This window comes from Ralstonia sp. R-29, assembly GCF_049913345.1.
Lineage (GTDB): Bacteria > Pseudomonadota > Gammaproteobacteria > Burkholderiales > Burkholderiaceae > Ralstonia.
This window is the reverse complement of sequence record NZ_CP184377.1, coordinates 1,451,909-1,478,191: the sequence shown is the minus strand read 5'-3', so window position 1 is coordinate 1,478,191 and position 26,283 is coordinate 1,451,909. Positions and strand designations below refer to the sequence as shown.

Here is a 26,283-nt window from a genome sequence, read left to right as displayed (position 1 = left end):
TTCGAGCAACCCCTCCTTTTCCGCATCCGACTTGCGCATCCCGCGTCCGGCCGCGTTGCGGCGTCTATTGATCAGTGTGTTTGGTTCGCTGTTCTGGCGAACCTTCATGCTGATCGCACTTCTGATCGCGATCTCGCTGGGCGTCTGGTTCCAGAGCTTCCGTATTTTCGAGCGTGAACCGCGCGCGCAGCAGATCGCCATGCAGGTGGTCAGCGTGGTCAAGCTCACGCGGGCGGCACTGCTGTATTCGGACCCGGCACGGCGGCGCTTCCTGCTACTCGACTTGGTGCAGAACGAGGGCATCAAGGTCTACCCGCGCGAGAAGGAAGACGAATACCGCGAGCCGCACACCAACCCGTATCTGACGCAACTCGTGCAGCAGGAAATCCGCAACCGGCTCGGCGCTGATGCGGTGATCGCTACGGCCGTCAATGACATCCCCGGCGTGTGGGTGAGCTTCCAGATCGAGGGCGACGATTACTGGGTGGCCATCAGCCCGGACCGTTTCGAGCATGTGCCAGGGCTGCAGTGGCTCTGGTGGTCGATGGCGGCGCTGGTGCTGTCGGTGCTGGGCGCGGCGTTCATTACGTCACGTGTGAATCAGCCGCTCAAACGTCTGGCGGATACCGCCCGCGCCATTAGCGCGGGCGACGATCCGAAGTCGCTGCCTGAAGGCGGTGGCACGGAAGTGGCGCAGGCGAATCACAGCTTCAACCAGATGGTGCGCGACCTCAAACAGCTCGAGGCCGACCGCGCCGTCATGTTGGCCGGTATCTCGCATGACCTGCGCACGCCGCTCACGCGCCTGCGCCTGGAAACCGAGATGAGCCCCGTCGACGAGCAAACGCGCGAGTTGATGGTGGCCGACATCGAGCAGATGGACGCGATCATCGGCCAGTTCCTCGACTACGCCCGCCCCAGCGGCGAAATGCTCGAAGACGTGGACCTGACTGAACTCGTGCGCGACACGGCGCCCGTCTACTCCGCGCATGACGACATCGACCTCACGCTCAAGCTCGCGCCCGAAGCCATCGCCCGCTGCAACCGCATGGAGACGCAGCGCATTCTCGACAACCTGATCGAAAACGCACGCCGCTACGGCAAAACCCCCGGCACAAACCGCGCCGAGATCACCGTCAGCACGTTCCTGCAAGGCAACGAAGTTGTGTTGTGCGTGGCGGATCGGGGTGCCGGTGTGCCGGCCGATCAGCTTGCCTTGCTGACGCGGCCGTTCTATCGGCTGGAGTCTGCGCGCAGCGAGGCCAAAGGTGCGGGGCTCGGCATGTCGATCGTCAATCGCATCTTGCAGCGCAGCGGCGGCCGGCTCGTGCTGGAGAACCGCACGCCGCCCGAAACCGGGCTGCTCGTCAGCGCCTGTTACGCGCGCGCCTGATCCGCCGCCCGCAGGCATACCCCCTGCTTCCCACGACTGTCACGCTGCCAATAACGTGGGAGCACGGGCGCCGCTATGGCTGGCGTTGAGATTATCAATTAGCCGGTTCCGGATTCATCGCCAATACTCCAGCCGCAGGCTGTCTGCCCGTGTCCTGCGTCTCTCCGACCGCCTTTCTTCCCCCACCGGACGGCCGGTGAGCGTGTGTCTGCAAGCCCCATTGGGGCCATTTGGGTGACCCCCGCCCATTGCTACACCCCTCCAGGAGAAGCTCATGAAGACCATTGGTGACAAGCTCGAACCGTTCAAGGTTGTTGGCGTCAAGCCGGGATTCAACAACCACGAGGAAAACGGCGAGTCGGCGTTCGAAGACATCACGGAAACCTCGTTCCCGGGCAAATGGAAGGTCATCTTCTTCTATCCGAAGGACTTTACCTTCGTGTGCCCCACCGAGATCGTGGCCTTCGCCAAGCTGAACACCGATTTCGCCGATCGCGACACCATCGTGCTCGGCGGCTCGACCGACAACGAGTTCGTCAAGCTCGCATGGCGCCGCGAGCACAAGGATCTGAACAAGCTCAACCAGTGGTCGTTTGCCGACTCGACCGGTGCGCTGGTCGACCAGCTTGGCGTGCGCGAGCATGAGGCCGGCGTTGCGTTGCGCGCGACTTTCATCGTTGATCCGGACAACGTGATCCAGCACGTATCGGTCAACAACCTGAACGTGGGCCGCAACCCGGACGAGGTGCTACGGATTCTCGATGGCCTGCAGACGGATGAACTGTGCCCGTGCAACCGCGCCGTCGGCGGCGCCACGCTGTAACCGACACCGCACTTTGCAAGCCCGCTCGCGCGGGCTTCGTTGTCTCAACAGGAGACAGGCATGGAATTTCTGCAAACGATCAAGGGGCTTATCCCTGACTACGCCAAGGACATCCGCCTGAACGTCGACGGCACGATCGCCCGGTCCTCGCTGGAAGATAACGATGCCGTTGGGGTTGCACTGGCCGCGGCGTTTGCCGCCAAGAGCAAGGTGCTGGTGGATGCGATCCGCAATGCGGGCGTGCTATCGCCCGAAGAGGTGAACGGCGCGCTGACGGCCGCCGCGCTCATGGGCATGAACAACGTCTGGTATCCGTACGTCGAAATGGCGGATGACACCGACCTCTCGCAGCAAAAGGCGGAACTCAGAATGAACGCCTATGCAAGCAACGGCGGAGTCGACAAGCGCCGCTTCGAAATGTATGCCCTGGCTGCGTCCATCATCGGGAAGTGCCATTTCTGCATCAAATCGCACTACGACTTGCTGAAGAACCATCAAGGCATGAGCGCGCAGCAACTGCGTGATGTCGGGCGCATCGCTGCCGTGATCAACGCCGCTGCGCAGGTGATTGCGGCGGAGTAAATGTTGAGCGCGCTTAGTCTTGGTCGGCGGCTTCCGCGCGATAGATCAGCACCACGGCCTGAGCGACGATGCCCTCTTCCTTGCCTTCAAAGCCGAGCTTTTCGTTCGTCTTGGCCTTGACGTTGCAACGCTCGGGGGCGATGCCGAGGTCTTCCGCCAGATTGGCGACCATGCCCGGCACGTGCGGCGCAAGCTTGGGCTTCTGCGCAATGACAGTGGCGTCGACGTTGCCGACGGCGTAGCCAGCTTTGTGCACGCGGCGTACGGCCTCACGCAGCAACACGCGGCTGTCGGCGCCAGCAAAGGCCGGATCGGTATCGGGAAAATGCCGGCCGATATCGCCCAGGCCGGCCGCGCCGAACAGCGCATCGGTAATCGCATGCAGCAGCGCGTCGGCGTCGGAATGGCCGAGTAGGCCGCGCGTGTGCGGAATGTCTACGCCGCCGAGAATCAGCTTGCGGCCCTCCACCAGCGCGTGCACGTCGTAGCCTTGGCCGATGCGAATGTCCATCCAGTTCATGCTTGCGATGCCTCTCTTAGTCGTGGCGTGCCCGCGCGAGGATGGCCTCGGCAAGCGCGAAATCATCGGGATACGTCACCTTGAAGTTGCGCAGTGCGCCCGGCACGAGCAGCGGCTTGTGGCCGACACCCTCGATGGCGCTGGCTTCGTCCGTGACGATGCGTTGCTGCACAAGCGCGTCCCGCAAGGCGCGTTCCAATAGACCTAGCGGGAACATCTGCGGCGTCTGCGCCTGCCACAGCCCGTCGCGCGGCACGGTGGCGTCGATGTGCTGTGCGGTATCGGCGCGCTTGAGCGTATCCGCCACCGGCAGTGCCAGAATGCCGCCGACTGCCTGCGTCCCCTCTTCTTCAACCGCGGCGATAAGGCGAGTGATCAGCGCGGGCGTGAGGCCCGGGCGGGCGGCATCATGTACAAGCACCCAGTCGTCGTCATGCGCACCGAGGCCCCGCAATGCCGCCAAGCCGTGCGTGACGGATGCGTGACGCGAATCGCCGCCGCAATCGACCTCCACCAGCTTGGGCGCGTCGAAACCATCATCGGGAAAGCGCTGCGTGAGCGGCTGTGCGCCGGGCGTGGTGACGATGAGCACCGTATCGACTTCCGGGCTGGCCAGAAAGGCCTGTGCCGTATGCCAAAGCATCGGCCGCCCAGCGATCGCCTGATATTGCTTCGGCAGATCACCGCCGGCGCGCGAGCCGGTGCCGGCCGAGGGAATCAGCGCAAAACGACGTCGGCGAGGAAGGGGAGCGGGCATAAAGGCTGGAAAGTCGGCGTGGGACCAGCGTTTGCTAGGGTTTTGGTCCGTCGCCAGCGCAGGATTCGCGCGGATTTTATAATAGCCGCCAGTGCCACGACACCCCGCCTGCAAATGCCGGCGGGGTGTCGTGCTTTGTCCCCGATCCCGACGTCCCATGTCCGACTTTTCGCTCTCTGCCCTGCCCGCCGTCAAACCAGGCGCGCGCTTCGTCTTCAGCGGCCTCCAGGGCGCGGCAGATGCCTTGCTGCTCGCGCGCTACCTGGAACAGCATCGTGCCAAGGTGCCCATGCTGGCCGTGGTCTGCGCCAATGCCGTCGATGCCCAGCGCCTGGCCGAAGAGCTGCGCTGGTTTGCCCCGCAGGCGCGCGTGAAGCTGCTGCCGGACTGGGAAACGCTGCCATACGACAACTTCTCGCCGCACCAGGATCTGATCTCCGAGCGCCTGGCGACGCTCCATGACCTGCAGAACGGCGCCTGCGACATCCTGCTCGTACCTGCGTCCACCGCCCTACAGCGCATCGCCCCGCCGTCGTTCCTGGCGGCCTACACGTTCTTCTTCAAGAAGGGCGAGAAGCTCGACGAAGCTGCGCTCAAGGCGCAGTTCACGCTGGCCGGCTACGAGCACGTGAGTGCCGTCATGCGCCCCGGCGAATACTCCGTGCGCGGCGGCCTGATCGACCTCTTCCCGATGGGCTCGCCGCTGCCCTACCGGCTGGACCTGTTCGGCGACGAAATCGAAACCATCCGCTCGTTCGACCCCGACACGCAGCGCAGCCTCTACCCCGTGAACGAAGTGCGCCTGCTGCCGGGCCGCGAATTCCCGATGGACGAGGCCTCGCGCACCGCCTTCCGCGGCCGCTGGCGCGAAGTGTTCGAAGGCGACCCCACGCGCTCGCCCATCTACAAGGACATCGGCAACGGCGTACCGAGCGCCGGCATCGAGTACTACCTGCCGCTGTTCTTCGAAGAGACCGCCACGCTGTTCGACTACCTGCCGAACACCACTCACCTCGCCTTTGTCGGCGACATTGAAGCTGCAGTCCGCCGCTTCTGGGCTGACACCACGCAGCGCTACAACTTCATGCGCCATGACCGCGAACGGCCGCTGCTGGAGCCCGCCGCGTTGTATCTGGATGAAGAGGCATTCTTCGTCGCCGCCAAGCCGCATGCGCGCCTTGTGCTGCGCGTGGAGCCCGGTGACGCACCGCTCTCGCTGCCGCTGCCGAACGTGGCGGTCAATCGCCGCGTGGAAGACCCGCTGGTCAACCTCGAATCGTTCCTGATGCGCGGCAACTGCCGCGTCATGATCTGCGCAGAATCCGCCGGCCGCCGTGAAACGCTCGCGCAAATGCTCGCCGCGAGCAGCCTGCACCCCGAAGGCGTGGCCGACTTTGCCGACCTGCTGGCCGGCGATGCCAAGTTCGTGCTCGGCGTCGCACCGCTGTACCAGGGCTTCATCCTCGGTGACGAACGCATCGCCATCATCACCGAGGCCGAGCTGTACGCGCAGACCACGCGCCGCGCTGGTCGCCGCAAGCAGGAACAGGCCACCGCCGTCGATGCGATGGTGCGCGACTTGGCTGAGCTGAAGATCGGCGACCCGGTGGTGCACAGCGAGCACGGCATCGGGCGCTATCAGGGGCTGGTGTCCGTCGACACGGGCAATGGCGAGGAAGAATTCCTGCACCTCGACTACGACAAAGGCAGCAAGCTCTACGTGCCGGTGCATCAGTTGCACGTGATCTCGCGCTACTCGGGCGCCGATCCGGAAACCGCGCCGCTGCATTCGCTAGGCTCCGGCCAATGGGAAAAGGCCAAACGCAAGGCTGCGCAGCAGATTCGCGATACCGCCGCCGAGCTGCTGAACCTGTACGCGCGCCGGGCGCTGCGCCAGGGCTTCGCCTTCCCGCTCACGCCGGAGGACTACGTCAAGTTTGCCGAGAGCTTCGGCTTTGAAGAAACGCCCGACCAGGCCGCGGCCATCGCCGCCGTCATCGCCGACATGACCTCCGGCAAGCCGATGGACCGCCTCGTCTGCGGCGACGTTGGCTTCGGCAAGACGGAAGTCGCGCTGCGTGCAGCCTTCGTGGCGGTGATGGGCGGCAAGCAGGTCGCCATCCTTGCGCCGACCACGCTGCTGGCCGAGCAGCACTACCAGACGCTGGTCGACCGCTTTGCCGATTGGCCCGTGCGCATTGCCGAGATCTCCCGCTTTAAGAACAAGAAGGAAATCGACGGCGCCATCGGGGCCATCAACGCCGGCACCATCGACATCGTGATCGGCACGCACAAGCTGCTCTCGCCCGACGTGAAGTTCAACCGGCTGGGGCTCGTCATCATCGACGAGGAACACCGCTTTGGGGTGCGCCAGAAGGAAGCACTGAAAACGCTGCGCGCCGAGGTGGACGTGCTCACGCTCACCGCCACGCCGATCCCGCGCACGCTGGGCATGGCGCTGGAAGGCCTGCGCGATTTCTCGGTGATTGCCACGGCGCCGCAGAAGCGTTTGGCCATCAAGACCTTCCTGCGCCGCGAAGAAGACGGCGTGCTGCGCGAGGCCATCCTGCGTGAGTTGAAGCGCGGCGGCCAGGTCTACTTCCTGCACAACGAAGTCGAGACCATCGAGAACAAGCGTGCCAAGCTCGAAGAGCTGATCCCGGAAGCGCGCGTGGTGGTCGCCCACGGCCAGATGCACGAGCGCGAACTGGAACGCGTGATGCGCGATTTCGTGGCCCAGCGCGCCAACATCCTGCTGTGCACGACGATCATCGAAACCGGCATCGACGTGCCAACCGCCAACACGATCCTGATCCACCGTGCCGACAAGTTCGGGCTGGCGCAGCTGCACCAGTTGCGCGGCCGCGTCGGGCGTTCGCACCACCAAGCGTATGCGTATCTGCTGGCACATGACCTGGACGGCCTGACCAAGCAGGCGCAGCGCCGGCTCGAAGCCATTCAACAGATGGAAGAACTGGGTTCGGGCTTCTATCTGGCGATGCACGATCTGGAAATTCGCGGCGCCGGTGAGGTGCTGGGCGACAAGCAGTCGGGCGAAATTTCCGAGATCGGCTTCCAGCTCTACACCGACATGCTCAACCAGGCTGTGAAGTCGCTCAAGGCCGGCAAGGAGCCCGACCTGATGGCGCCGCTGGCCGCCACCACCGAGATCAACCTCGGCACGCCCGCCCTGCTTCCACAGGACTATTGCGGCGACGTGCAGGAACGCCTGTCGCTCTACAAGCGCCTAGCCAACTGCGAGAGCGGCGAAACCATCGACAACATCCAGGAAGAACTGATCGACCGCTTCGGCAAGCTGCCGCCGCAGGCGCAGTCGCTCATCGAGACGCACCGTCTTCGCATCGCCGCGCAGCCGCTAGGCATCCGCAAGATCGACAAAGGCGCGGAAGCCGTCACGCTGCATTTCGTGCCGAACCCGCCCATCGATGCCATCAAGATCATCGACCTCGTGCAGAAAAATCGGCAGATCAAGCTGGCCGGGCAAGACCGTCTGCGCATCGAGAACATTCCCGCCGAAACGGCCGCGCTGGCGCAGACGATTCGCCATGCCATGCGCCAGTTGACGTGATCCAGTAGGATCAGCCGATCAGAATAAGGAAACCATCATGACCGCCCTCACCACACTGGACTGGACCCGCAAGCTCGTCAGCTTCGACACCACCAGCCGCGGCTCCAACCTGGCGCTGATCGAAACGGTGCGCGACTACCTGCGCGGCGTCGGACTCGAATCGCACCTCTCGCACAACGACGACGGCAACAAGGCCAACCTGTTCGCCACCATTCCGGCAGCGGACGGTAGCGTGCAAGGCGGCATCGTGCTGTCGGGCCATACCGATGTGGTGCCCGTGGATGGGCAGAAATGGGACAGCAACCCGTTTGCGCCGGAAGTGCGCGACGGCAAGCTCTACGGCCGTGGCACGTGCGATATGAAGGGGTTCATCGCTTCGTCGCTGGCACTGGTGCCCTCGCTGTTGCAGGCCAAGCTGCGCGAGCCGGTGCACCTGGCGCTGTCCTACGACGAAGAAGTCGGCTGCGTGGGCGCGCCGCGCATGATTGAAGAGCTGATAGCCCGCGGCATCAAGCCCGCCGGCTGTATCGTCGGAGAGCCCACCTCCATGCGCCCCATCGTCGCCCACAAGGGCATCAATGCCTATCGCTGCCGCGTGCATGGCCGCGCCGCGCATTCGTCGCTGACGCCCCAAGGCGTGAACGCCATCGAATACGCCGCGCGCATCATCTGCTTCGTGCGCGACCTCGCCGACGAATTCCGCGCCAAGGGCCCGTTCGATGACGCGTTTGATGTGCCGTTCACCACAGCATCGACCGGTCTCATCAACGGCGGCATTGCGCTAAACACGATCCCCGCCCTGTGCGAGCTGGTCTTCGAATTCCGCAACCTGCCCGGCGTGGATGCGCCAGCCATCCGCGCGCGCGTTGAGCGCTATGTGCGAGAGACCATCGAGCCCGCCATGCAGCGCGAGCACCCGGATACCCGCATCGAGCTCGACGAGATTGCCGCCGCGCCGTCGCTGGATGCCTCCGAGCAGGCTGCTATCACGCAACTCGTGCGCGTACTGACCGAAGACAACGACAAGCGCAAGGTCGCCTACGGCACCGAAGCGGGTCTGTTCCAGCGCGCCGGCATTCCGGCCGTGCTGTGCGGCCCAGGCAACATTGAACAGGCGCACAAGGCCAACGAATACGTCGAGCTTGCCCAACTCGAGGCCTGCGACCGCTTCCTCGCCAAAGTCGCACGCAGCCTGATGGTCGAGACCGCGTCCGCCTAGCGCTTACACAACAACCCTTCACCTTTTGGTGGGGAGCATTCCGGCCGGGGCGTTCGCTACAATAGCGGGCTTCCCCGGCGCCTCTTTCCTCCTCGCTCTCATGCCTGTCGTCCTGCAAAGCCTGTCGCCACTGTCCACTGGCGACATTGAATCCGTCCGCAACCTGTTCGGTAGCGCCACGTACGAGATGCGCGCACCCAACGTCGCCGCCATCGAATGGGTGCACGAGCTGCCCAGCGAATTGCGCGTCCAGCTCGACGCCATCTGCGCCAACCTGAAGCTGGACTACGCGTGGATTCCCGACGAATGGACGTTCGGCGATTTCCGCGTGCTGGCGATGGACATGGATTCCACGCTCATCACCATCGAGTGCATCGACGAGATTGCGGATTTCTGCGGGCTCAAGGCGCAGGTGGCCGCCATCACCGAGGCGTCGATGCGCGGTGAGATCAAGGATTTCAACGAGAGCCTGACGCGCCGTGTCGAGCTGCTGAAGGGCTTGGATGCGAGCGTGCTGGAGCGTGTCTACGCCGAACGCCTGCAGCTGTCGCTGGGTGCTGAAAAAATGCTCAAAGCCGTGCAGGCGATGGGCATCCGCACGCTGCTGGTGTCGGGCGGCTTCGAATTCTTCACCTCGCGCCTACAGGAGCGCCTGGGCCTGGATCGCACGCGCGCCAACACGCTGGAGATTGTCGACGGCAAGTTGACCGGCCGCGTGCTCGGCGAGATCGTCAACGCCGATGTGAAAGCCCAGACGCTCAAGGCGTTCTGCAAAGAGCTTGGCGTGTCGCCAGATAACGCCATCGCCATGGGCGACGGTTCGAATGATCTGAAGATGATGGGTGTGGCCGGCTTGTCGGTCGCGTTCCGCGCCAAGCCCATCGTGCAAGCACAGGCGGACGTGGCCTTCAACGTGGTCGGTTTGGATGGTCTGTTGAACCTGTTCCCGCAGCAGTAAGGCCCAACAACCGGTTGGTGCAATCAAAACAAAACGGGGCGCAACCTGCGCGCCCCGCTCCATAGCCCTGACGGACTGACCGGATCAAGCCCGCAGGTGCGTCTCCATCGCCTGCTTGAGATCGGCAATCAGGTCGCGCGGATCTTCCAGGCCGATATACAGCCGCACGAACCCACCCGCGTTCTCCCAATCGGCCGGCGGCCACGCAGTCGCCGTGCGCATCGATGGGATGTTGTACGGCAGTGCCAGGCTGTTCGCCCCACCCCACGAAAAACCGATCGCAAAGTAGCGCAGGCCTTCGATAAAGGCGTCAATCTGTGCCTGCGAATAACGTTCGTGCAGCACGATCGAAAACAAGCCGCTCGCGCCAGTAAAGTCGCGCTTCCAGTTTTCATGACCTGGACAGCTGGGTAGCGCCGGGTGCAGCACGCGTACGATCTCTGGGCGATCCGCCAGCCATTCCGCCACTTCGCGCGCGTGCGCGTCGTGGGCAGCCAAGCGCGTCGGCAGACTCGGCAGGCCGCGCAGCACGAAATAGCAGTCGTCCGCCGACACACCCCACCCCATGCGCATGCGCGTAGCCAGCAGCTTGTGGTGCAGCGCCTCGTCGTTGGTGATGGCGGCGCCCATGAGCACGTCGCTGCCGCCGGACTGGTACTTGGTCAGCGCCTGCACAGAGATGTCGATCCCGTGCTCGAACGGCTGGTAGTACACGCCGCCACTCCAGGTATTGTCGATGGCCGTGATCGCACCTGCTGCGCGGGCCGCCTCGGCAATGGCCGTGCAGTCGGGCACTTCCATCGTCACCGAACCCGGCGCTTCGAGCCACACCAGCTTTGTGTTGTGGCGGATCAGGTCGGCAATACCAGCGCCGATCATCGGGTCGTAGTAGCGGACGGTGATGCCGAACTGTCGCGCCATCCATTCGCCGTGATCGCGGTTCGGGCCGTAGGCGTTGTCGGGCACCAGCACGTCATCGCCGGACTTGATGAGCGTGAAGTACACCAGCGAAATCGCCGCCAGCCCCGAGGGCAGCAGCAGCGTATGCGAGCCGCCTTCGATCTGCGCCAGCGCCTGGCACAGCGTGTCGGACGTCGGCGTGGCATGCAGGCCGTAGCGCCAGTGCACCACGCTGCCGCTGCCAAAGGCGCGCATGTCGGCGAGGTTCTTGAAGACCACCGTGGATGCGCGATGCGTGGCATGCGAGAACGCCGCAAAGCCGGCCGGAACGTGCAGATCCGGATGCACAGCCTGGGTGGCAGGGAACATGGGCGGGAGCTTGGTGTCGTCGGTCACGGGCGATTCCTGGAATTCCTGGTGCGTGGCGAATGAGCGGCGGCTGGCCGCTGATTTTGCCGCTGACCCGGCAGCTTACCAGTGCGCGCCAGACCGCGCGGGGTTAACCGGCGGCAGCACGGGCGCAGGGGCAATCTTCCCGGGGCTTGCGGGCACCAGGGGTGTCGCGGCTACGGCGGCATTGCTGTTGGCGGCGGCATCGTACGGCGGAATCACCACCACCGCGACGGGCCGCAGCACAAAGGGCAGCGTATGGCCATCGTGGGCCACGTCCGTCCATGTGCCGCGCACGATGCCGTGGCCGTCGATGGCGCCTTCCCACGTGCCGGTGACGTGCGTGCCGTCATCCGACTCCTCCATCAGGAAGCCGCCGTTTTCATACTCACCGGTCACGAGACGCACGCCCGCTGCTTTGCCGGCGACGTATTCGCCGTGGACGCTGTCGATTTCACCGGTCTTGCGGCCAAGGCGCATGTGGATCGGCATGTCGCCGATGACGCCGGTGTAGACAGGGTATTTCGCGTAGTCGGGCTGCGGTTGCAGCACGTGGGCCGGCTCGGTTTGGGCAGAGAAGCCATTGCCGGCCTTGGCGGCTTGCGCGGCGCGCCGTTTGTCGCCGTCCGCGATGGCACGGTTCAGCCCGAGGTCGGCCGGCTGCACATTCATGCTGCCGGTCGAAACGTCATAGCCGTTGTTGGCGGCCGGCGTCTGGGCAGACACCGGCACCGCGCCTGCGGCCAACACCAGCGCGAGCAGCGCGCCGGTCGGCCACATCAGGCGTTCAATCGAAATTCTGCGCTCAGATGCGTTCAAACACCGCCGCAATGCCTTGTCCTCCACCAATACACATGGTCACCAGCGCGTAGCGACCACCAATGCGCTGCAGCTCGTGCAGCGCCTTCACCGTAATCAAAGCCCCCGTTGCGCCAATCGGGTGGCCGAGCGAAATGCCCGAGCCGTTCGGGTTGACCTTGGCCGGGTCCAGGCCCAGTTCCTTCGTCACCGCGCAGGCTTGGGCGGCGAAAGCCTCGTTGGCTTCGATCACGTCGAGATCTTTGACCGTCAGGCCCGCACGTTCCAGCGCCTTGCGCGTGGCCGGCACCGGACCAATGCCCATGATCTTCGGCTCCACACCAGCGTGGCCATACGAAACCAGACGCGCCAGCGGCTTGAGACCGCGCTTCTCCGCTTCCGAGCGCTCCATCAGCACCAGCGCCGCGCCGGCATCGTTCAGGCCCGAGGCATTGCCTGCGGTGACGGTGCCGTTTTCCTTCGCGAAGACCGGCTTGAGCTTGGTCATGTCGTCGATGGTCGCGTCGTGGCGGACGTGCTCATCGGTATCGAACTGGATGTCGCCCTTGCGCGACTTGATCGTCACCGGAACGATCTGGTCTTTGAAGTAGCCGGCCTGGATGGCACGCGACGCACGCTGGTGCGATTCCAGCGCGGTCTGGTCCTGCTGCTCGCGGCTGATGCCGAATTCGCGGGCGACGTTTTCTGCCGTCACGCCCATGTGGATCGTGTGGAACGGGTCGTGCAGCGCGCCGAGCATCATGTCGACCATCTTGGCGTCGCCCATGCGCGAACCCCAGCGGGCAGCGGGTGCCAGGTACGGGGCGCGGCTCATGCTTTCGGCACCGCCGGCAATGGCAACATCGGCGTCGCCCAGCAGGATGGTCTGCGCGGCGCTCACCACGGCCTGCAGGCCCGAGCCGCACAGGCGGTTAACGTTGAATGCGGGCGTCTCGGCTGACACACCGCCGTTCACAGCCGCCACGCGCGAGAGATACATGTCGCGCGGCTCGGTGTTGATGACGTGGCCGAACACCACATGGCCAACCTCCTCGCCCTTCACGCCGGCGCGGGCCAGCGCCTCGCGCACGACCAGCGCGCCCAGCTCGCACGGCGCCACGTCTTTCAGGCTACCGCCAAATTCGCCGATTGCGGTACGAACGCCGCTGACCACCACCACTTCACGTGCCATTGCTGTCTCCTGTGCCATCGCGATTGAAATTGGATGGCGGCCAGTATAAACGCACGACCGTTCGCAAATTTTAGGTGCGATTACCTAAAGAGGAACCCCAGGAACCCCGAACCTTAAACCTCGCCCCAAAGGTCATGACCGTCCGCGCCGGTGATCTTGACCGACACGAAATCGCCCGCCTTGTAGCGCTTGTACGGCTTCGACGGCGGCGCGATGTAGACCAGTCCATCAATTTCCGGCGCATCTGCCGACGAGCGGCCGATACCGCCATCCTGGTTCACTTCGTCGACCAGCACACGCAGCGTCTTGCCGACCTTGCGCTGCAGGCGGCGCGCCGACACGCGCTCGGCCACTTCCATGAAGCGCGCACGGCGCTCTTCGCGCACCTCGTCGGGCAGCGCGCCCGGCAGATCGTTGGCCGTCGCGCCTTCGACCGGCGAATACGCGAAGCAGCCCACGCGATCCAGCTCAGCCTCGGCGATGAAGTCGAGCAGCGTCTGGAATTCTTCTTCCGTCTCGCCCGGGAAACCGGCGATGAACGTGCTGCGGATGGTCAGTTCCGGGCACACCTCACGCCAGGCGCGGATGCGGTCGAGCGTTTTTTCGGCATTGGCCGGGCGCTTCATCCGCTTGAGCACATCCGGGTGGGCGTGCTGGAGGGGCACGTCGAGATACGGCAGCACCTTGCCTTCGGCCATCAGCGGCATCACTTCGTCCACGCTCGGGTACGGATAGACGTAATGCAAGCGCACCCATGCGCCATATTGCGATGCCAGTTCGCCCAGCGCTGCCACCAGTTCGGTCATGCGCGTCTTGAGCGGGCGGCCATTCCAGAAGCCCGTGCGGAACTTGACGTCGACGCCGTAGGCGCTGGTGTCCTGCGAGATGACGAGCAGTTCCTTCACGCCGGCCTTCAGCAGGTTTTCCGCCTCCAGCATCACTTCTGCCACCGGGCGCGACACCAGATCACCACGCATGGACGGGATGATGCAGAAGCTGCAGCGGTGGTTGCAGCCTTCGGAAATCTTCAGATACGCGTAGTGCTTGGGCGTGAGCTTGATGCCCTGCGGCGGCACCAGGTCGATAAACGGATCGTGCGGCTTGGGCAGGTGCGTATGCACCGCTTCCATCACCTCGCCCAACGCATGAGGGCCGGTCACGGCCAGCACTTTCGGGTGCACGCTGGTGATGATGTCCTGGCCGGCGGCGTCCTTCTTGGCGCCCAGGCAACCGGTGACGATCACCTTGCCGTTCTCGGCCAGCGCTTCGCCAATCGCGTCCAGGCTTTCCTGCACCGCCTCGTCGATGAAGCCGCAGGTATTCACGACCACCAGGTCCGCTCCGCCGTAGGTGCCGGAGATCTCGTACCCCTCCGCGCGCAGTTGGGTGATGATCTGCTCGGAATCGACGAGTGCCTTGGGGCAACCGAGCGAAACGAAGCCCACCTTCGGGCTCTGGGTACTGACGTCGGACATGGGAACAACCTGATGTGGGGAGAGGAGTTGCGCTGCGCACACCGGGTGTGCCGCGCGGTTGCGTATTTTAACCGTTCGCCGTGCTTGGGCGACCAAGCTGGAGCTGCATCTGTTCAATCACGCGCTCGATATCTGACGCGTTTTGCAGACGGCGGATCGCATCGTGCAACTCCGCGGCCTGCGGCCACGTCCGCTTCAGATAGCTGAGCCACAGTTTGACGCGGCCATGCTCGTGCTTGGCTTGAATGCGGGCATGCAGCTTCTTCAGATAATCGGCGAGATAACCCAGCACGATCGGCCATTCGGCGGCGGACGGCGCTTGGTCCATCTGCCCGCGAATGCGCTGGGCCAGGAACGGGTCGGACACCGCACCGCGCCCAATCATCACGTCATCGCAACCGCTGACGGCACGGCAGCGCTCCCAGTCGGCAACGGTCCAGACTTCGCCGTTGGCGGTCACGGGAATGCTCACGGCATCGGCAATACGCGCGATCCAATCCCAATGCGCAGGCGGGCGATAGCCGTGATCGCGCGTGCGGGCGTGGACGACCAGCGATTCGGCACCGCCTTCGGCCAGCGCCCTCGCACAGTCAATTGCCCGCGAGGTATCCGACACCCCCAGCCGCATCTTCGCCGTCACCGAAATGTGGGCTGGCACCGCCGCTCGTACCGCGCGCACGATGTCGTGCAGCACTTCCGGCGTCGCAAGCAGCATCGCGCCACCGCCATGCCGATTCACGACCTTGGCCGGGCAGCCGAAGTTCAGATCAACCCCGTGCGGCGACAGGGTCGCGGCATAGGCGGCATTGCGGGCCAGCCATTCCGGATCGCTGCCGAGGAATTGGATGACCATCGGCGTGCCGCTGGCGGTATAGCCGCCGTTGGCGATTTCCGGCGTTTCACGCTCGTAGGTACGAAAGGGAAGCAGCGAGCCCGTCACCCGGACGAATTCCGAGACGCAGCCGTCATAGCCGCCGGCCTGTGTCAGCACGTCGCGCATCACGTAATCCGCGACCCCCTCCATCGGGGCAAGCAACAGCCGGCTCATGCGGCGCACGCAACGGCGGAGGATAACCGGCGTGCAAGCCGGGCGTGGACATCAAACATGGGAAACCGGGGCGGGAGGCATGATCGTCGATGAGACGCATGCCTCACCTGAAGGGCACGTATTTTACCTTGCCGCACTATCTCGCGCCCCAAACAAAAAAGGCGAACCGCCATGCGATTCGCCTTGCCTTGTCAGCCGCAAGAACTTACTTCTTTTCAGGCGGCTGGTTGAACGGAAACGTCCCGAACATGTTCTTGGCTTGACTCTGCATCTGCTCCTGCATCTGCACGAACAGGTTTTTGCTCTGCTCGATGTAGTTGCTCATCATGCCTTGCATCATCGGCCCCTGCATGTTCATGAACTGCGACCACATGTCGGGGTTGAAGCTGTTGCCGCTGTACAGATCCTTCGAGTTCTCGGCGAGCTTGCTTTGGATGTCGACAAACGCCTGGATGTTCTTTTCCAGATACGTGCCCATCATCCCCTGCATGGCGTTGCCGTAGAAGCGGATGATCTGCGCAAGCATCGAGCCGGAGAACATCGGCACGCCGCCGGTTTCCTCTTCCAGGATGATCTGCAGCAGGATGCTGCGGGTCAGGTCTTCACCGGACTTCGCGTCGACCACGCGAAACTCCTCGGTTTCCATCACGAGCTGCTTGACGTCTGCCAGCGTGATGTACGTGCTGGTCTGCGTATCGTAGAGCCGGCGGTTTGGATATTTCTTGATCAGCCGTTCAGTGCCCTTCTTGCTGGTGGCCATCGTGCCTTTCCGTGTTGGCGATGCTGCTGCGGTGCAGCCGATGCAGTGCGAGATGACTGCACCGGGCGGTGCAGCAAAACGCGGTTGCGCGACTGTGTCGATTCGCATTGTGCGAATGCTTCAATGCAAACTCAGCGCAGATGCATCCGGTTATGATCGGACGCCCCGTGTCTCCCTGCGGAGCGCCTCCGTGGTTGGATTCTATGCGGATCGCCCTGCAAAGAAAAGGCGACGTTCCCCGGTAAAAACCCGCAGCATTTTGATACGACCGCCCCACCTGAACCGCGGTGGTACAAACGCAAAAACGACTGCTGCGATGCAATTGAGCACCGCAGCACTGCAGACAAACCAAGGGGAAAATTGCTGCGCCGATGCTGCAGCAACGCCGCAGCATCGGCGTTGAGCGGTCAGCCCATGTGCAAGCCGCCGTTGAGGGAGAAGTCCGCGCCCGTGGAGAAGCCGGATTCTTCGGATGCCAGCCACGCGCAGATCGAAGCGATCTCGTTCGGCTCACCCAGGCGCTTGACCGGGATCGTGGCGACGATCTTGTCGAGCACATCCTGACGAATCGCTTTCACCATATCCGTAGCGATATAGCCCGGCGACACGGTGTTGACCGTCACGCCCTTCGTAGCCACTTCCTGCGCCAGCGCCATCGTGAAGCCGTGCAGGCCGGCCTTGGCCGTCGAGTAGTTCGTCTGGCCGAACTGGCCCTTCTGACCATTCACCGACGAGATATTGATGATGCGGCCCCAGCCACGATCCACCATGCCGTCGATGACCTGCTTGGTCACATTGAACAGCGACGTCAGGTTGGTATCGATCACGGCATCCCAATCGGCGCGGGTCATTTTGCGGAACACCACGTCACGCGTAATGCCGGCATTGTTGATGAGCACGTCCACCTCGCCCACCTCAGCCTTGACTTTGTCAAACGCGGCCTTGGTCGATTCCCAGTCGCCGACGTTGCCTTCGGACGGAACAAAGTCGAAACCCAGTGCCTTCTGCTGTTCCAGCCACTTCACCTTGCGCGGCGAGTTCGGGCCGCAACCAGCAACCACGGTAAAACCGTCGCGCGCCAAGCGCTGGCAAATCGCCGTTCCAATACCGCCCATGCCGCCGGTGACGTATGCGATGCGTTTGGTCATGTCCACTCCTGGTCCTTGTTGTTAGAGCCGCCCGGCCGTTTGCTGGGCGGAAATGCTCGGTGTGTCTCGGATCGGCGCATGCGACTTTTGTTCCACATGGCGCCGTCCAATCCGCAAAAAATTTACGGGCGCTCAACCGCCAGCGCCACGCCCATGCCGCCGCCAATACACAGCGAGGCCAGGCCCTTCTTCGCGTCGCGCTTCTGCATTTCGTGCAGCAGCGTCACCAGGATGCGGCAGCCCGAAGCGCCGATCGGGTGGCCGATGGCAATCGCACCACCATTGACGTTGACCTTGGACGTATCCCAGCCCATTTGCTGATGCACGGCAAGCGCCTGCGCAGCGAATGCCTCGTTGATTTCCATCAGGTCCAGATCGTCCACCGACCAGCCCGCGCGCGACAGACACCGCTTGGATGCCGGCACCGGGCCCATCCCCATGACCTTCGGGTCCAGGCCAGCGCTGGCGTACGCGCGGATCGTCGCCAGCGGCGTCAGGCCGAGCTCCTTGGCCTTGGCGGCGGACATCACCACCACGGCCGCGGCACCGTCGTTCAAGCCCGACGCATTGGCCGCCGTCACCGTGCCAGCCTTGTCGAATGCGGGCTTCAGGCCGGCCATCGAATCCAGCGTTGCGCCGTGGCGGACGAACTCGTCCTGCGTAAAGGCGATCGGATCGCCCTTGCGCTGCGGAATCAGGATCGGAACGATTTCGTCGTTGAAGCGACCAGCCTTTTGCGCGGCTTCTGCCTTGTTCTGCGAAGCGACGGCAAACTCGTCCTGCGCCTCGCGCGTGATGCCGTACTCCTTGGCAACGTTCTCCGCCGTGATACCCATGTGGTACTGGTTGTAGACGTCCCACAGGCCGTCCACAATCATCGAATCGATGAGTTTGGCGTCGCCCATGCGGAAGCCGTCTCGCGAGCCCGGCAGCACGTGCGGCGCAGCAGACATGTTCTCCTGTCCGCCGGCCACGACGATATCGGCATCACCAGCAATGATGGCGTTCGCCGCCAGCATGACGGCCTTCAGGCCCGACCCGCACACCTTGTTGATGGTCATGCCGGGAATCATGTTGGGCAGCCCGGCCTTGATGACAGACTGGCGTGCCGGGTTTTGGCCCGAGCCGGCCGTCAGCACCTGGCCCATGATGACTTCGCTCACCTGCTCCGGCGACACCTTTGCGCGTGCCAGAGCCTCGCGGATAACGGCCGCGCCAAGATCAGGCGCAGCAATCTTCGCCAGCGAGCCACCAAACTTGCCCACGGCGGTACGTACCGCCGATACGATCACAACATCGGTCATTTTGCTTACCTTCCACATTCAAGAGGGAGTCGTGGGAACCGTCAGCGGCCGTAGCCGCCACGGCAACGGGGGTTGATGCGCGCGATCTTACGCTTTCTGTTTGACGTAGCGGCCGGGTGCGGGCTCGATCTCGGGGTAGTCCGCATTGCCGTAACGCTTGGGCGCCGCCTTCTGCGCGCCAGCGTGTGAGGCGAGCCAGCTTGACCAATCCGGCCACCAGCTGCCTGGGTGCTCCTTGGCGCCCTCAAACCATGCTTCCGCGGTTTCCGGCAGTTTGGCGTTAATCCAGTGCGAGCGCTTGTTCGCGGCAGGCGGGTTGATGACGCCCGCAATGTGGCCCGACGCGCCCAGCACGAAGCGCCGCTCGCCCTTGAGCAGCGGCACGGACGCATACGCCGACTGCCACGGGACGATGTGGTCTTCGCGGGAACCGTAGATATAGACGGGGGCCTTGATCTTACCGAGGTCGACGGGCGTGCCGTTCACGCTCAGCTTGCCCGGCGTCTTCAGATCATTCTGCAGATACGTGTGGCGCAAATACCAGCAGTACCAAGGGCCCGGCAGGTTGGTCGAATCACCGTTCCAGTACAACAGGTCAAACGGTGCGGGCGTCTTGCCCTTCAGGTAATTTTCGACGACGTAGTTCCAGACCAGATCATTCGGGCGCAGGAACGAAAACGTGTTCGCCAGTTCCACGCCGCGCAGCAGGCCAGGGCCGGTCGGCGCATTGGCGCCGATGGTCTTCTCCCGCATTTCCACCTGGGCCTGGTCGACGAAGACATCAAGGATGCCGGTGTCGGTAAAGTCCAGCAGTGTCGTCAGCAACGTCAGGCTGGCGGCGGGATGCTCGCCGCGCGCAGCCAGCACAGCCAATGCGGTGGACAGGATCGTGCCACCCACGCAGAAGCCCAGCGCATTGATCTGATCCTGGCCGGAAATCTCGCGCGCTACGCGGAGCGCCTCAATGGCACCGCCTTCGATATAGTCGTCCCACGTGCGGGACGCCATGCTTGCATCCGGGTTACGCCACGAGACCAGGAACACCGTATTGCCCTGCTCCACCGCATAACGCACCAGCGAATTGGCCGGCTGCAAGTCGAGGATGTAGTACTTGTTGATGCATGGCGGCACCAGCAGCAGCGGCCGCGCATACACCTTGGCCGTCAGTGGCTTGTACTGGATGAGCTGGAAATAGTCGTTTTCGAAAACGACTGCACCCTCGCTGTTGGCCACGTTGCGGCCGATCTCGAAGGCGGTCTCGTCTGTCTGCGAGATCTTGCCGCGCTCCATGTCCTGCAGCATGTTGAGAATGCCTGTACGCAGGGATTCTCCGCGCGATTCAATCAGGTGCTTCTGCGCTTCCGGATTGGTCGCCAGGAAGTTGGACGGCGACATGGCAGCCGTCCACTGCGAGACCGCAAAGCGCACGCGCTCGCGCGTCTTGGCGTCGGCTTGCACGGCATCGGCCATTTCCATCAGCGTGCGCGCATTGAGCACGTAAAAGGCAGCCGCATAGCCGTATAGCGGGCTTTTGCGCCAGGCATCGTTCGAAAAGCGGCGATCGGACGGCGCTACCGCCTCGGCGCTTTCGCCAGTGCTCATATGGCGCCAGATCTGCAGCCATTCTTCGAGATATTTCTGCTGGATTTCTGCCAATCGCTCGGGCGGAATCAGTGCGAAGGGCACGGCGCCCTCGCCCACTTGTCCGCCGTTGAACTGGCCGAAACCCGGCGCGGCTGCACCGGGTTGGGCAAAGGCGCCCGCAAAGGCTTGCCATTGCTTGAACTGCTCCGCCCACTGCGCTGGGTCCGACAAGCCCTGCCAGGGGGCTTGAGTGTGGGCGCTAGATGCTTTGGAAGATGTCGATTGACGCGATGCCATAGTGCCCTCGATGCGTACGATAGACGCCACTCCGTTCGGGAAGCGGCGCAAATCGCAGTGTTGCGGGGCATTGTTGCCTTGCCGTTTCAAGACTGTCAATCAGAGGAACCTGATGATTGGCCGAAAACCTTGATCCAGCGCGGGTTTTGCCGCATCCCCCCGAGCACAGGCATCGGCCAAATGGCTAAGCGTGGCGGCGGGCTATGCACCTAGCGGCACCGTTTCATGCGAGACTGCCCCATTGCGCCAACGTCGGGCCTGTTCCCCATGTATATCGTCGCAATCGCCTGGCTGTATGTCGTGCTGATGATGTCGTTGACTGAGCAATCGTGGGTCGCCGGCATCAGTACATTTGTTCTGTATGGCGCGGCGCCATTGGCGCTTTTCCTGTGGATCGTCGGCTATCCCGCACGCAAACGGCGGCGCCGAGCGCAGGAGCAAGCTGAGCAAAAGGCGAACGCCGCCACCTCAGGCGACAGCGCCGTTTAAGCCATCACTCAGCCCGCCAGATCAGCGTGGCCATGCGACCGGTTGTGCGATCACGGCGGTAGGAATAGAAGCGCTCAGCGTCAATCATCGTGCACAGACCACCGCCATATACGTCCGTGCAACCTACGCGTGCCAGCCGCAGTCGGGCGAGCGCGTAGAGGTCGGCAAAAAACTTTCCCTCGCCCTCACCTTGCACAAACGCAGCCTCGGTGGCTGACAACTCGGTTGGCTGGGCCGCGTCGATAAAGGCTTGCCGCACCTCCGCGCCCACTTCAAAGCAAGAGGGACCGATGGCCGGCCCGAGCCATGCAAGCCATGTCGGATCAGCTTCCTGGCCACTGGCGCGTAGCCGTTGCATCATCGCGTCGATCGTGCGCTCGATCACGCCGCCGCACAGGCCACGCCATCCGGCATGTGCCGCACCGACGGTCACGCCGCGTGCATCGCTCAGCAACACCGGCAGGCAATCGGCGGTCATGACCACGCAGACGCGGTCTCGCCAAGACGCGACAGCCGCGTCGGCAACCACGGGTGTCGGCGTATTGACGAGCTGATCAAGGTCAGCCACGCCGGTGCCGTGCACCTGCTCCATCCAAACAGGCTCGGCGGGTAGCGCCGCGCGCAGAATGCGGCGATTCTGCTCAACGGCCTCGGGTGTATCGCCCACGTGCGTGCCGAGGTTCAGCCCGCCCGGCAAGCCGCCAGCCAAACCGTAGGGGCCGGCACTGACGCCCCCCAGGCGCGTCGTCGCCAGCGCCTTCACGCGCGGATGGGCCGGCCAGTCGGGAACGATCCAATCAGGTGAAATCGACATCGGGGTCCAGGTCCAGGGCTTCCATCAGTTCGGCAAAATCGTCCGGCACAGGGGCTTCCCAATGCACCGACTTGCCCGACGCAGGATGCACCAGGCCCAGGCGCACTGCATGCAATGCCTGCCGCGCAAACGGCACCGGCAGCTGTGCCTTGATCGTCTGCGGCTGGCCACGACGGAAGTTGCGCGTGTACACCGGATCGCCCAACAGCGGATGGCCTTCCGATTCAAAGTGCACGCGGATCTGGTGCGTGCGCCCCGTCTCCAGCTGGCAGCGCACGAGGGACACCTGCGCCCGCCCCACGTCCACCACATCCAGCGTCTTGAAATGCGTACGCGCCGGTTTGCCGCTGGCCGTTTCGATGATGGCCATGCGCGTGCGGTCGCGCGGGTCACGGCCGATCGGGGCGTCGATGGTGGCCTCTTCCGGCGTCTCACCCCACACCAGCGCCAGGTAAGTCCGCTTGACGGTGCGCGCCTGCAACTGGCGCACAAGGTCGGTTTGCGCGGGCAGCGTTTTGGCGACGACCATCAGGCCCGACGTGTCCTTGTCGAGCCGATGAACGATGCCAGCGCGCGGCAATTCCACAGCCGCCGGATAGCGATGCAACAGCCCGTTGAGCACGGTGCCGCTCCAGTTGCCGGCAGCCGGATGCACGACCAGCCCGGCAGGCTTGTTGATGACGAGCAACGTATCGTCTTCGTACACCACGTCGAGCTCGATCGGCTCCGCCACGAAGGCGTTCTCGTCAGCCGCGCGCTGCGGCACGACCTCGATGCGGGCGCCGCCGGACACTGCGGCACGCGGGCGCACCGCGGCGCCATCGACGCGGACAGCGCCAGCGTCGATCCATTGCTGCAGGCGGCTGCGCGAGTAATCGGGCAGCAGCTTGGCCAGCGCCTTGTCCAGGCGTTCGCCATGCATGGCCTCGGGAATCTCCACGATGATCGGCTCGGCCGCCTGAACCACGCCAGCGACGGGCAAGTCCAGTGCTTCGTCGTCGAGGGCCTCATCGGTGTCCTGCGCGGTTTCCTGCCCAGTGAGGGAAACGTCAGCCGCTGCGTCGTCCGACACAGGGCTTGGGCTATAATCCTTGGTGCGATTTTTCATTCAAAAAAGGTGCCCATGTCGGTCACGAGCGTAAAGCAGGCGCGTATTGATGGTCGTTTCGGCGGTCGAATCCGCGCGCAAATCGGAGCAGTGTTGGTGGCAGGTGCATGCCTTGCCATCTCGGCCTGCGGCATCCTGCCGGAACAGCAAGACGAAACGGCGGGCTGGTCGGCCAACAAATTATATTCGGAAGCGAAGGACTCCCTGAACGGCGGCGACTACGCCAAGGCCGTGAAGTACTACGAAAAGCTCGAAAGCCGCTATCCGTTTGGCCCGTTCGCTCAGCAAGCGCAGATCGAAACCGCCTACGCCAACTACAAGGATGGCGAAACCGCTGCTGCACTGGCTGCGGTCGACCGCTTCATTCAGCTGCACCCGAATCACCCCAGCGTGGATTACGCCTACTACCTCAAGGGCCTGATCAACTTCAACGACAACCTGGGCTGGCTCGGCCGCTTCTCGAACCAGGATCTGAGCGAGCGCGATCCGAAGGCTGCGCGTGCTGCCTACGATGCGTTCAAGACGCTGGTCACGCGTTTCCCGAACAGCAAGTACACGCCAGACGCCACCCAGCGCATGCAGTACATCGTGAACGCGATGGCCGAGCATGAAGTGGGCGCGGCGCGCTACTACTACCGCCGCGGCGCCTATCTGGCCGCTGTCAACCGCGCGCAGGACGCCATCAAGGATTACGACCGCGCACCGGCTGTGGAAGAAGCGCTGTACATCATGATGAAGTCGTACGAGGCGCTGGGCATGAAGGACATGCGCGACGACACCGAACGCATCATCAAGCAGAACTACCCCAACAGCGATTTCCTCGCTTACGGCCAGCGCAAGAAGAGCAAGCCCTGGTACCAATGGTGGTAAGGGGCGCCTGAACAGCGCAAACAAAAAGCCCGGTCAATTGGCCGGGCTTTTTGTTGTTCGATCACTCGGATGAAGGATCCTTGGGCGGCGCTTCAGGGCGCAGCGAGCGCAGAAAATCCGCTGCCGTATCAGCCTCGCGCGTGCGCTTGAACGGCGGCAGGCTCTGCCAGATCTGGCGGCCGTAGTTTTTTTCCACCAGACGCGGATCGCAGATCATCAGCACGCCGCGATCCGTCTCCGAACGAATCAATCGCCCTGCCCCCTGCTTGAGCGTGATCACCGCGTGCGGCAGCTGATGCACGGCAAACGGGCTTAGCCCCTTCTTTTCGAGCGCTTCCATGCGGGCACTCAGCACCGGATCATCGGGCGGGGCAAACGGCAGCTTGTCGATGACGACGAGCGACAACGCCTCGCCGCGCACGTCCACGCCTTCCCAGAAACTCTGGCTGCCGATCAGCACGGCATTGCCCAGCGTGCGGAAGCGGTCGAGCAGTTCGGTGCGGCTCGCCTGGCCCTGCACAAGCAGCGGGAAATCCCAGCCGCGCTGCGCAAACTCGTCGGCCAGCCGTTCGGCCGCGCGGTTGACGGCACGCAGCGTCGTACACAGCAAAAACGTCTTGCCGCCCGCCGCTTCGATCAACGGCAAGGTGGCGTCGAGCACTGCATCGGTAAATCGCGGATCGCTGGGCTGCGGCAGATCGCGCGGCACGTACAGCAAGCCTTGTGATGCGTAGTCGAATGGGCTGTCGAGCGTCATCGAGCGATTGCGATCGAGCCCAAGCTGCGCCGCGTAATGCGTGAAGTTGCCGCGCACCGACAACGTGGCCGAGGTAAAGATCCACGCCCGCGGCTGCCCAGCACGCTGGCGCGAGAAAATCGGTGCAATCGACAGCGGCGTCAGGTGCAACTGAACCGAATTGGCAAACACCTCGACCCAGCGGACGCGTTCATCGACAGGTGCTGCGCTTTCACCCCCACCTCCTTCGTCGCCGTCTTTCTTGGGCGCTTGGGGCGGCTTGGGATCGACCCACGCTTCAAGCTTTTCACACAGCGCGATGGCGCGGCGGTGGCATTGCTCGATGGTCTCGGCGCGTTCGGCCTGGGACTCTAGCGCGCCCGTGAAATCCGAAAGCGCTTGTTCCAGCTTTGGCAGCACCTCGTAGAACGGCTTGGCGATCGCAGCATCGTTGTCGATCTGCTTGATCGACAGCCGTGAGCCATCCTGGCGGAAGACGAGGCGCAGATCGCGCGCGGCACGTTCGAGTGGCGCGGCAATCGCCACCCAGTCCACGGCATCGCGCGCGTGCGAAAGACCCTCGGCCACGCTGTCGCGCGCGAGTTCGAGAATTTGGTTCGTGGAGATGGTCTCGCCGAAGAACAGCGTGGCTGTCTCGGGTAGCTGGTGTGCTTCGTCGAAGATGATCGTGTTGGCCGCAGGCAGCAATTCGGCCATGCCGGTGTCCTTCAACATCACATCAGCGAAGAACAGGTGGTGGTTGACGACCACCACATCGGCCTGTTGCGCCTCCTTGCGGGCGCGCATGACGAAGCAGTCCTTGTAGTACGCGCAGTCCGAACCGAGGCAGTTATCGCGCGTGGAGGTCACGAGGTTCCACACCGGCGCGTTCTCGGGCACGGTCGACATTTCCGCCTTGTCGCCCGTTTTCGTGGTTTTCAGGAAGAGATTGATCTGCCGCAGCCAGGCTGCGTCCTGCCGCGACGATAGCCGCCCATTCTGGGATGTGCGCTCCAGGTGGTAATGGCAAACGTAGTTGGCCCGTCCCTTGAGCAGCGCCACCGACACCGGCGCATTCAGCGCCTTGCGCACCGTTGGGATGTCGCGCAGGAAGAGCTGATCCTGCAGATTCTTCGTCCCCGTGGAGAGAATCACCTTGCCGCCCCACAGCATCGCCGGGACGAGGTACGCATAGGTCTTGCCAGTGCCGGTGCCTGCCTCGACGATGACCGAATCGGCGGCCTCGATGGCGTTGGCAACAGCCTGCGCCATCGTCAGCTGCGCGCTGCGGGGTCGGTAGCCCTCGATCCCCTTGGCCAGCGTGCCTTCATCGGCGAACAGCGTCGCCAACTCGGCATGGTGGGCATCGGCAGGTACGGGGGTGGCGGGAGCGTCGCTGGCGTCGGCGGATTCAAGTCCAGGCGACGGCTCGGCGAGCGGGGAAAGCGAAGTCAACGCGGAGTCTCTGGGGATCAAATGACGGAGGCCGCACGTGATTGCGGCCTCTCGGGAAAATCGAACCAGCTTTG

At 63.7% G+C, this 26,283-nt stretch carries 22 protein-coding genes; 8 read left to right on the top strand and 14 right to left on the bottom strand.

The annotated features are described in order from the left end of the window. Positions 1-31 precede the first annotated feature (31 nt). The 3 genes from ACN9M1_RS06955 (at position 32) to ACN9M1_RS06945 (ending at position 2,798) form a co-directional block, all read left to right on the top strand. The gene (locus ACN9M1_RS06955; protein WP_426398485.1) at positions 32-1,393 is read left to right on the top strand and encodes an ATP-binding protein; all 1,362 of its coding nucleotides are present in this window, start codon (positions 32-34) and stop codon (positions 1,391-1,393) included. A 274-nt stretch (positions 1,394-1,667) separates the two neighbouring features. Then, on the top strand, positions 1,668-2,216 hold the full coding sequence (locus tag ACN9M1_RS06950; RefSeq protein WP_426398484.1) for a peroxiredoxin: 549 nt from the start codon (positions 1,668-1,670) through the stop codon (positions 2,214-2,216). A gap of 60 nt (positions 2,217-2,276) precedes the next feature. Beyond that, positions 2,277-2,798: a carboxymuconolactone decarboxylase family protein gene (locus ACN9M1_RS06945; RefSeq protein WP_426398483.1), complete on the top strand. Its 522-nt coding sequence runs from the start codon at positions 2,277-2,279 to the stop codon at positions 2,796-2,798. Between the two features lie 13 nt (positions 2,799-2,811). Here the strand turns inward: ACN9M1_RS06945 and ispF are convergent, their stop codons facing one another. Further along, complete coding sequence (ispF, locus tag ACN9M1_RS06940; RefSeq protein ID WP_426398482.1) at positions 2,812-3,318, bottom strand: 2-C-methyl-D-erythritol 2,4-cyclodiphosphate synthase; 507 nt, start codon at positions 3,316-3,318, stop codon at positions 2,812-2,814. A gap of 16 nt (positions 3,319-3,334) precedes the next feature. After that, complete coding sequence (ispD, locus tag ACN9M1_RS06935; RefSeq protein WP_426398481.1) at positions 3,335-4,075, bottom strand: 2-C-methyl-D-erythritol 4-phosphate cytidylyltransferase; 741 nt, start codon at positions 4,073-4,075, stop codon at positions 3,335-3,337. Between the two features lie 157 nt (positions 4,076-4,232). Between ispD and mfd the strand changes: the two genes are divergently transcribed. From mfd to serB, 3 genes are all read left to right on the top strand, one after another. After that, a complete protein-coding gene (gene mfd, locus ACN9M1_RS06930; protein WP_426398480.1) occupies positions 4,233-7,664 on the top strand; it encodes a transcription-repair coupling factor in 3,432 nt (1,143 codons plus the stop codon). A gap of 37 nt (positions 7,665-7,701) precedes the next feature. Then, on the top strand, positions 7,702-8,883 hold the full coding sequence (gene argE, locus ACN9M1_RS06925; RefSeq protein ID WP_426398479.1) for an acetylornithine deacetylase: 1,182 nt from the start codon (positions 7,702-7,704) through the stop codon (positions 8,881-8,883). Positions 8,884-8,983: 100 nt separating this feature from the next. After that, positions 8,984-9,841 (top strand): phosphoserine phosphatase SerB, encoded by an 858-nt coding sequence (gene serB / locus ACN9M1_RS06920; RefSeq protein WP_426398478.1) that lies wholly within the window; start codon positions 8,984-8,986, stop codon positions 9,839-9,841. Positions 9,842-9,925: 84 nt separating this feature from the next. On the opposite strand, the gene ACN9M1_RS06915 is transcribed toward serB, so the two are convergent. The 9 genes from ACN9M1_RS06915 to phaC all read right to left on the bottom strand — a co-directional run bounded on the left by ACN9M1_RS06915 (position 9,926) and on the right by phaC (position 20,737). Then, positions 9,926-11,137 carry a cystathionine beta-lyase gene (locus ACN9M1_RS06915; protein WP_426398477.1) on the bottom strand — a complete coding sequence of 404 codons (1,212 nt, stop codon included), beginning with the start codon at positions 11,135-11,137 and terminating at the stop codon, positions 9,926-9,928. Between the two features lie 75 nt (positions 11,138-11,212). Further along, complete coding sequence (locus ACN9M1_RS06910; RefSeq protein ID WP_426398476.1) at positions 11,213-11,962, bottom strand: hypothetical protein; 750 nt, start codon at positions 11,960-11,962, stop codon at positions 11,213-11,215. Continuing rightward, the gene (bktB, locus tag ACN9M1_RS06905) at positions 11,937-13,121 is read right to left on the bottom strand and encodes a beta-ketothiolase BktB (RefSeq protein ID WP_426398475.1); all 1,185 of its coding nucleotides are present in this window, start codon (positions 13,119-13,121) and stop codon (positions 11,937-11,939) included. Before bktB ends, ACN9M1_RS06910 begins: the two co-directional genes overlap by 26 nt. A 113-nt stretch (positions 13,122-13,234) precedes the next feature. Further along, positions 13,235-14,596, bottom strand: a complete 1,362-nt coding sequence (rimO, locus tag ACN9M1_RS06900) for a 30S ribosomal protein S12 methylthiotransferase RimO (protein WP_063391196.1) — start codon at positions 14,594-14,596, stop codon at positions 13,235-13,237. A gap of 67 nt (positions 14,597-14,663) precedes the next feature. Beyond that, on the bottom strand, positions 14,664-15,644 hold the full coding sequence (locus ACN9M1_RS06895; protein ID WP_426398474.1) for a tRNA dihydrouridine synthase: 981 nt from the start codon (positions 15,642-15,644) through the stop codon (positions 14,664-14,666). 205 nt (positions 15,645-15,849) lie between these two features. Continuing rightward, positions 15,850-16,404: a polyhydroxyalkanoate synthesis repressor PhaR gene (gene phaR / locus ACN9M1_RS06890; protein WP_021194616.1), complete on the bottom strand. Its 555-nt coding sequence runs from the start codon at positions 16,402-16,404 to the stop codon at positions 15,850-15,852. Positions 16,405-16,811: 407 nt separating this feature from the next. Further along, positions 16,812-17,552: a 3-ketoacyl-ACP reductase gene (locus ACN9M1_RS06885; RefSeq protein WP_426398473.1), complete on the bottom strand. Its 741-nt coding sequence runs from the start codon at positions 17,550-17,552 to the stop codon at positions 16,812-16,814. Between the two features lie 122 nt (positions 17,553-17,674). Next, the gene (locus tag ACN9M1_RS06880) at positions 17,675-18,856 is read right to left on the bottom strand and encodes an acetyl-CoA C-acetyltransferase (RefSeq protein ID WP_426398472.1); all 1,182 of its coding nucleotides are present in this window, start codon (positions 18,854-18,856) and stop codon (positions 17,675-17,677) included. A gap of 87 nt (positions 18,857-18,943) precedes the next feature. After that, a complete protein-coding gene (gene phaC / locus ACN9M1_RS06875; RefSeq protein WP_426398471.1) occupies positions 18,944-20,737 on the bottom strand; it encodes a class I poly(R)-hydroxyalkanoic acid synthase in 1,794 nt (597 codons plus the stop codon). 267 nt (positions 20,738-21,004) lie between these two features. Here phaC and ACN9M1_RS06870 point away from each other — a divergent pair, with 267 nt between their 5' ends. Continuing rightward, positions 21,005-21,226, top strand: a complete 222-nt coding sequence (locus tag ACN9M1_RS06870) for a hypothetical protein (RefSeq protein WP_426398470.1) — start codon at positions 21,005-21,007, stop codon at positions 21,224-21,226. Between the two features lie 4 nt (positions 21,227-21,230). Here the strand turns inward: ACN9M1_RS06870 and pgeF are convergent, their stop codons facing one another. Together pgeF and ACN9M1_RS06860 are read right to left on the bottom strand one after the other, a co-directional pair. Next, a complete protein-coding gene (gene pgeF / locus ACN9M1_RS06865) occupies positions 21,231-22,040 on the bottom strand; it encodes a peptidoglycan editing factor PgeF (protein WP_426398469.1) in 810 nt (269 codons plus the stop codon). Further along, positions 22,024-23,148: an RluA family pseudouridine synthase gene (locus ACN9M1_RS06860; protein WP_426398468.1), complete on the bottom strand. Its 1,125-nt coding sequence runs from the start codon at positions 23,146-23,148 to the stop codon at positions 22,024-22,026. Before ACN9M1_RS06860 ends, pgeF begins: the two co-directional genes overlap by 17 nt. A 15-nt stretch (positions 23,149-23,163) precedes the next feature. On the opposite strand from ACN9M1_RS06860, the gene ACN9M1_RS06855 reads away from it, so the two are divergent. Continuing rightward, the gene (locus ACN9M1_RS06855; RefSeq protein ID WP_426398467.1) at positions 23,164-24,018 is read left to right on the top strand and encodes an outer membrane protein assembly factor BamD; all 855 of its coding nucleotides are present in this window, start codon (positions 23,164-23,166) and stop codon (positions 24,016-24,018) included. A 61-nt stretch (positions 24,019-24,079) separates the two neighbouring features. On the opposite strand, the gene ACN9M1_RS06850 is transcribed toward ACN9M1_RS06855, so the two are convergent. Then, on the bottom strand, positions 24,080-26,209 hold the full coding sequence (locus tag ACN9M1_RS06850; protein ID WP_426398466.1) for an ATP-dependent DNA helicase: 2,130 nt from the start codon (positions 26,207-26,209) through the stop codon (positions 24,080-24,082). Between the last annotated feature and the right edge of the window lie 74 nt (positions 26,210-26,283).

Coding starts and splice junctions, on each gene's coding strand:
- ACN9M1_RS06950 (WP_426398484.1), top strand. CDS start 1,668: ATGAAGACCATTGGTGACAAGCTCGAACCGTTCAAGGTTGTTGGCGTC.
- ACN9M1_RS06945 (WP_426398483.1), top strand. CDS start 2,277: ATGGAATTTCTGCAAACGATCAAGGGGCTTATCCCTGACTACGCCAAG.
- ispF (WP_426398482.1), bottom strand. CDS start 3,318: ATGAACTGGATGGACATTCGCATCGGCCAAGGCTACGACGTGCACGCG.
- ispD (WP_426398481.1), bottom strand. CDS start 4,075: ATGCCCGCTCCCCTTCCTCGCCGACGTCGTTTTGCGCTGATTCCCTCG.
- mfd (WP_426398480.1), top strand. CDS start 4,233: ATGTCCGACTTTTCGCTCTCTGCCCTGCCCGCCGTCAAACCAGGCGCG.
- argE (WP_426398479.1), top strand. CDS start 7,702: ATGACCGCCCTCACCACACTGGACTGGACCCGCAAGCTCGTCAGCTTC.
- serB (WP_426398478.1), top strand. CDS start 8,984: ATGCCTGTCGTCCTGCAAAGCCTGTCGCCACTGTCCACTGGCGACATT.
- bktB (WP_426398475.1), bottom strand. CDS start 13,121: ATGGCACGTGAAGTGGTGGTGGTCAGCGGCGTTCGTACCGCAATCGGC.
- rimO (WP_063391196.1), bottom strand. CDS start 14,596: ATGTCCGACGTCAGTACCCAGAGCCCGAAGGTGGGCTTCGTTTCGCTC.
- ACN9M1_RS06895 (WP_426398474.1), bottom strand. CDS start 15,644: ATGAGCCGGCTGTTGCTTGCCCCGATGGAGGGGGTCGCGGATTACGTG.
- phaR (WP_021194616.1), bottom strand. CDS start 16,404: ATGGCCACCAGCAAGAAGGGCACTGAACGGCTGATCAAGAAATATCCA.
- ACN9M1_RS06885 (WP_426398473.1), bottom strand. CDS start 17,552: ATGACCAAACGCATCGCATACGTCACCGGCGGCATGGGCGGTATTGGA.
- ACN9M1_RS06880 (WP_426398472.1), bottom strand. CDS start 18,856: ATGACCGATGTTGTGATCGTATCGGCGGTACGTACCGCCGTGGGCAAG.
- phaC (WP_426398471.1), bottom strand. CDS start 20,737: ATGGCATCGCGTCAATCGACATCTTCCAAAGCATCTAGCGCCCACACT.
- ACN9M1_RS06870 (WP_426398470.1), top strand. CDS start 21,005: ATGTATATCGTCGCAATCGCCTGGCTGTATGTCGTGCTGATGATGTCG.
- pgeF (WP_426398469.1), bottom strand. CDS start 22,040: ATGTCGATTTCACCTGATTGGATCGTTCCCGACTGGCCGGCCCATCCG.
- ACN9M1_RS06860 (WP_426398468.1), bottom strand. CDS start 23,148: ATGAAAAATCGCACCAAGGATTATAGCCCAAGCCCTGTGTCGGACGAC.
- ACN9M1_RS06855 (WP_426398467.1), top strand. CDS start 23,164: ATGTCGGTCACGAGCGTAAAGCAGGCGCGTATTGATGGTCGTTTCGGC.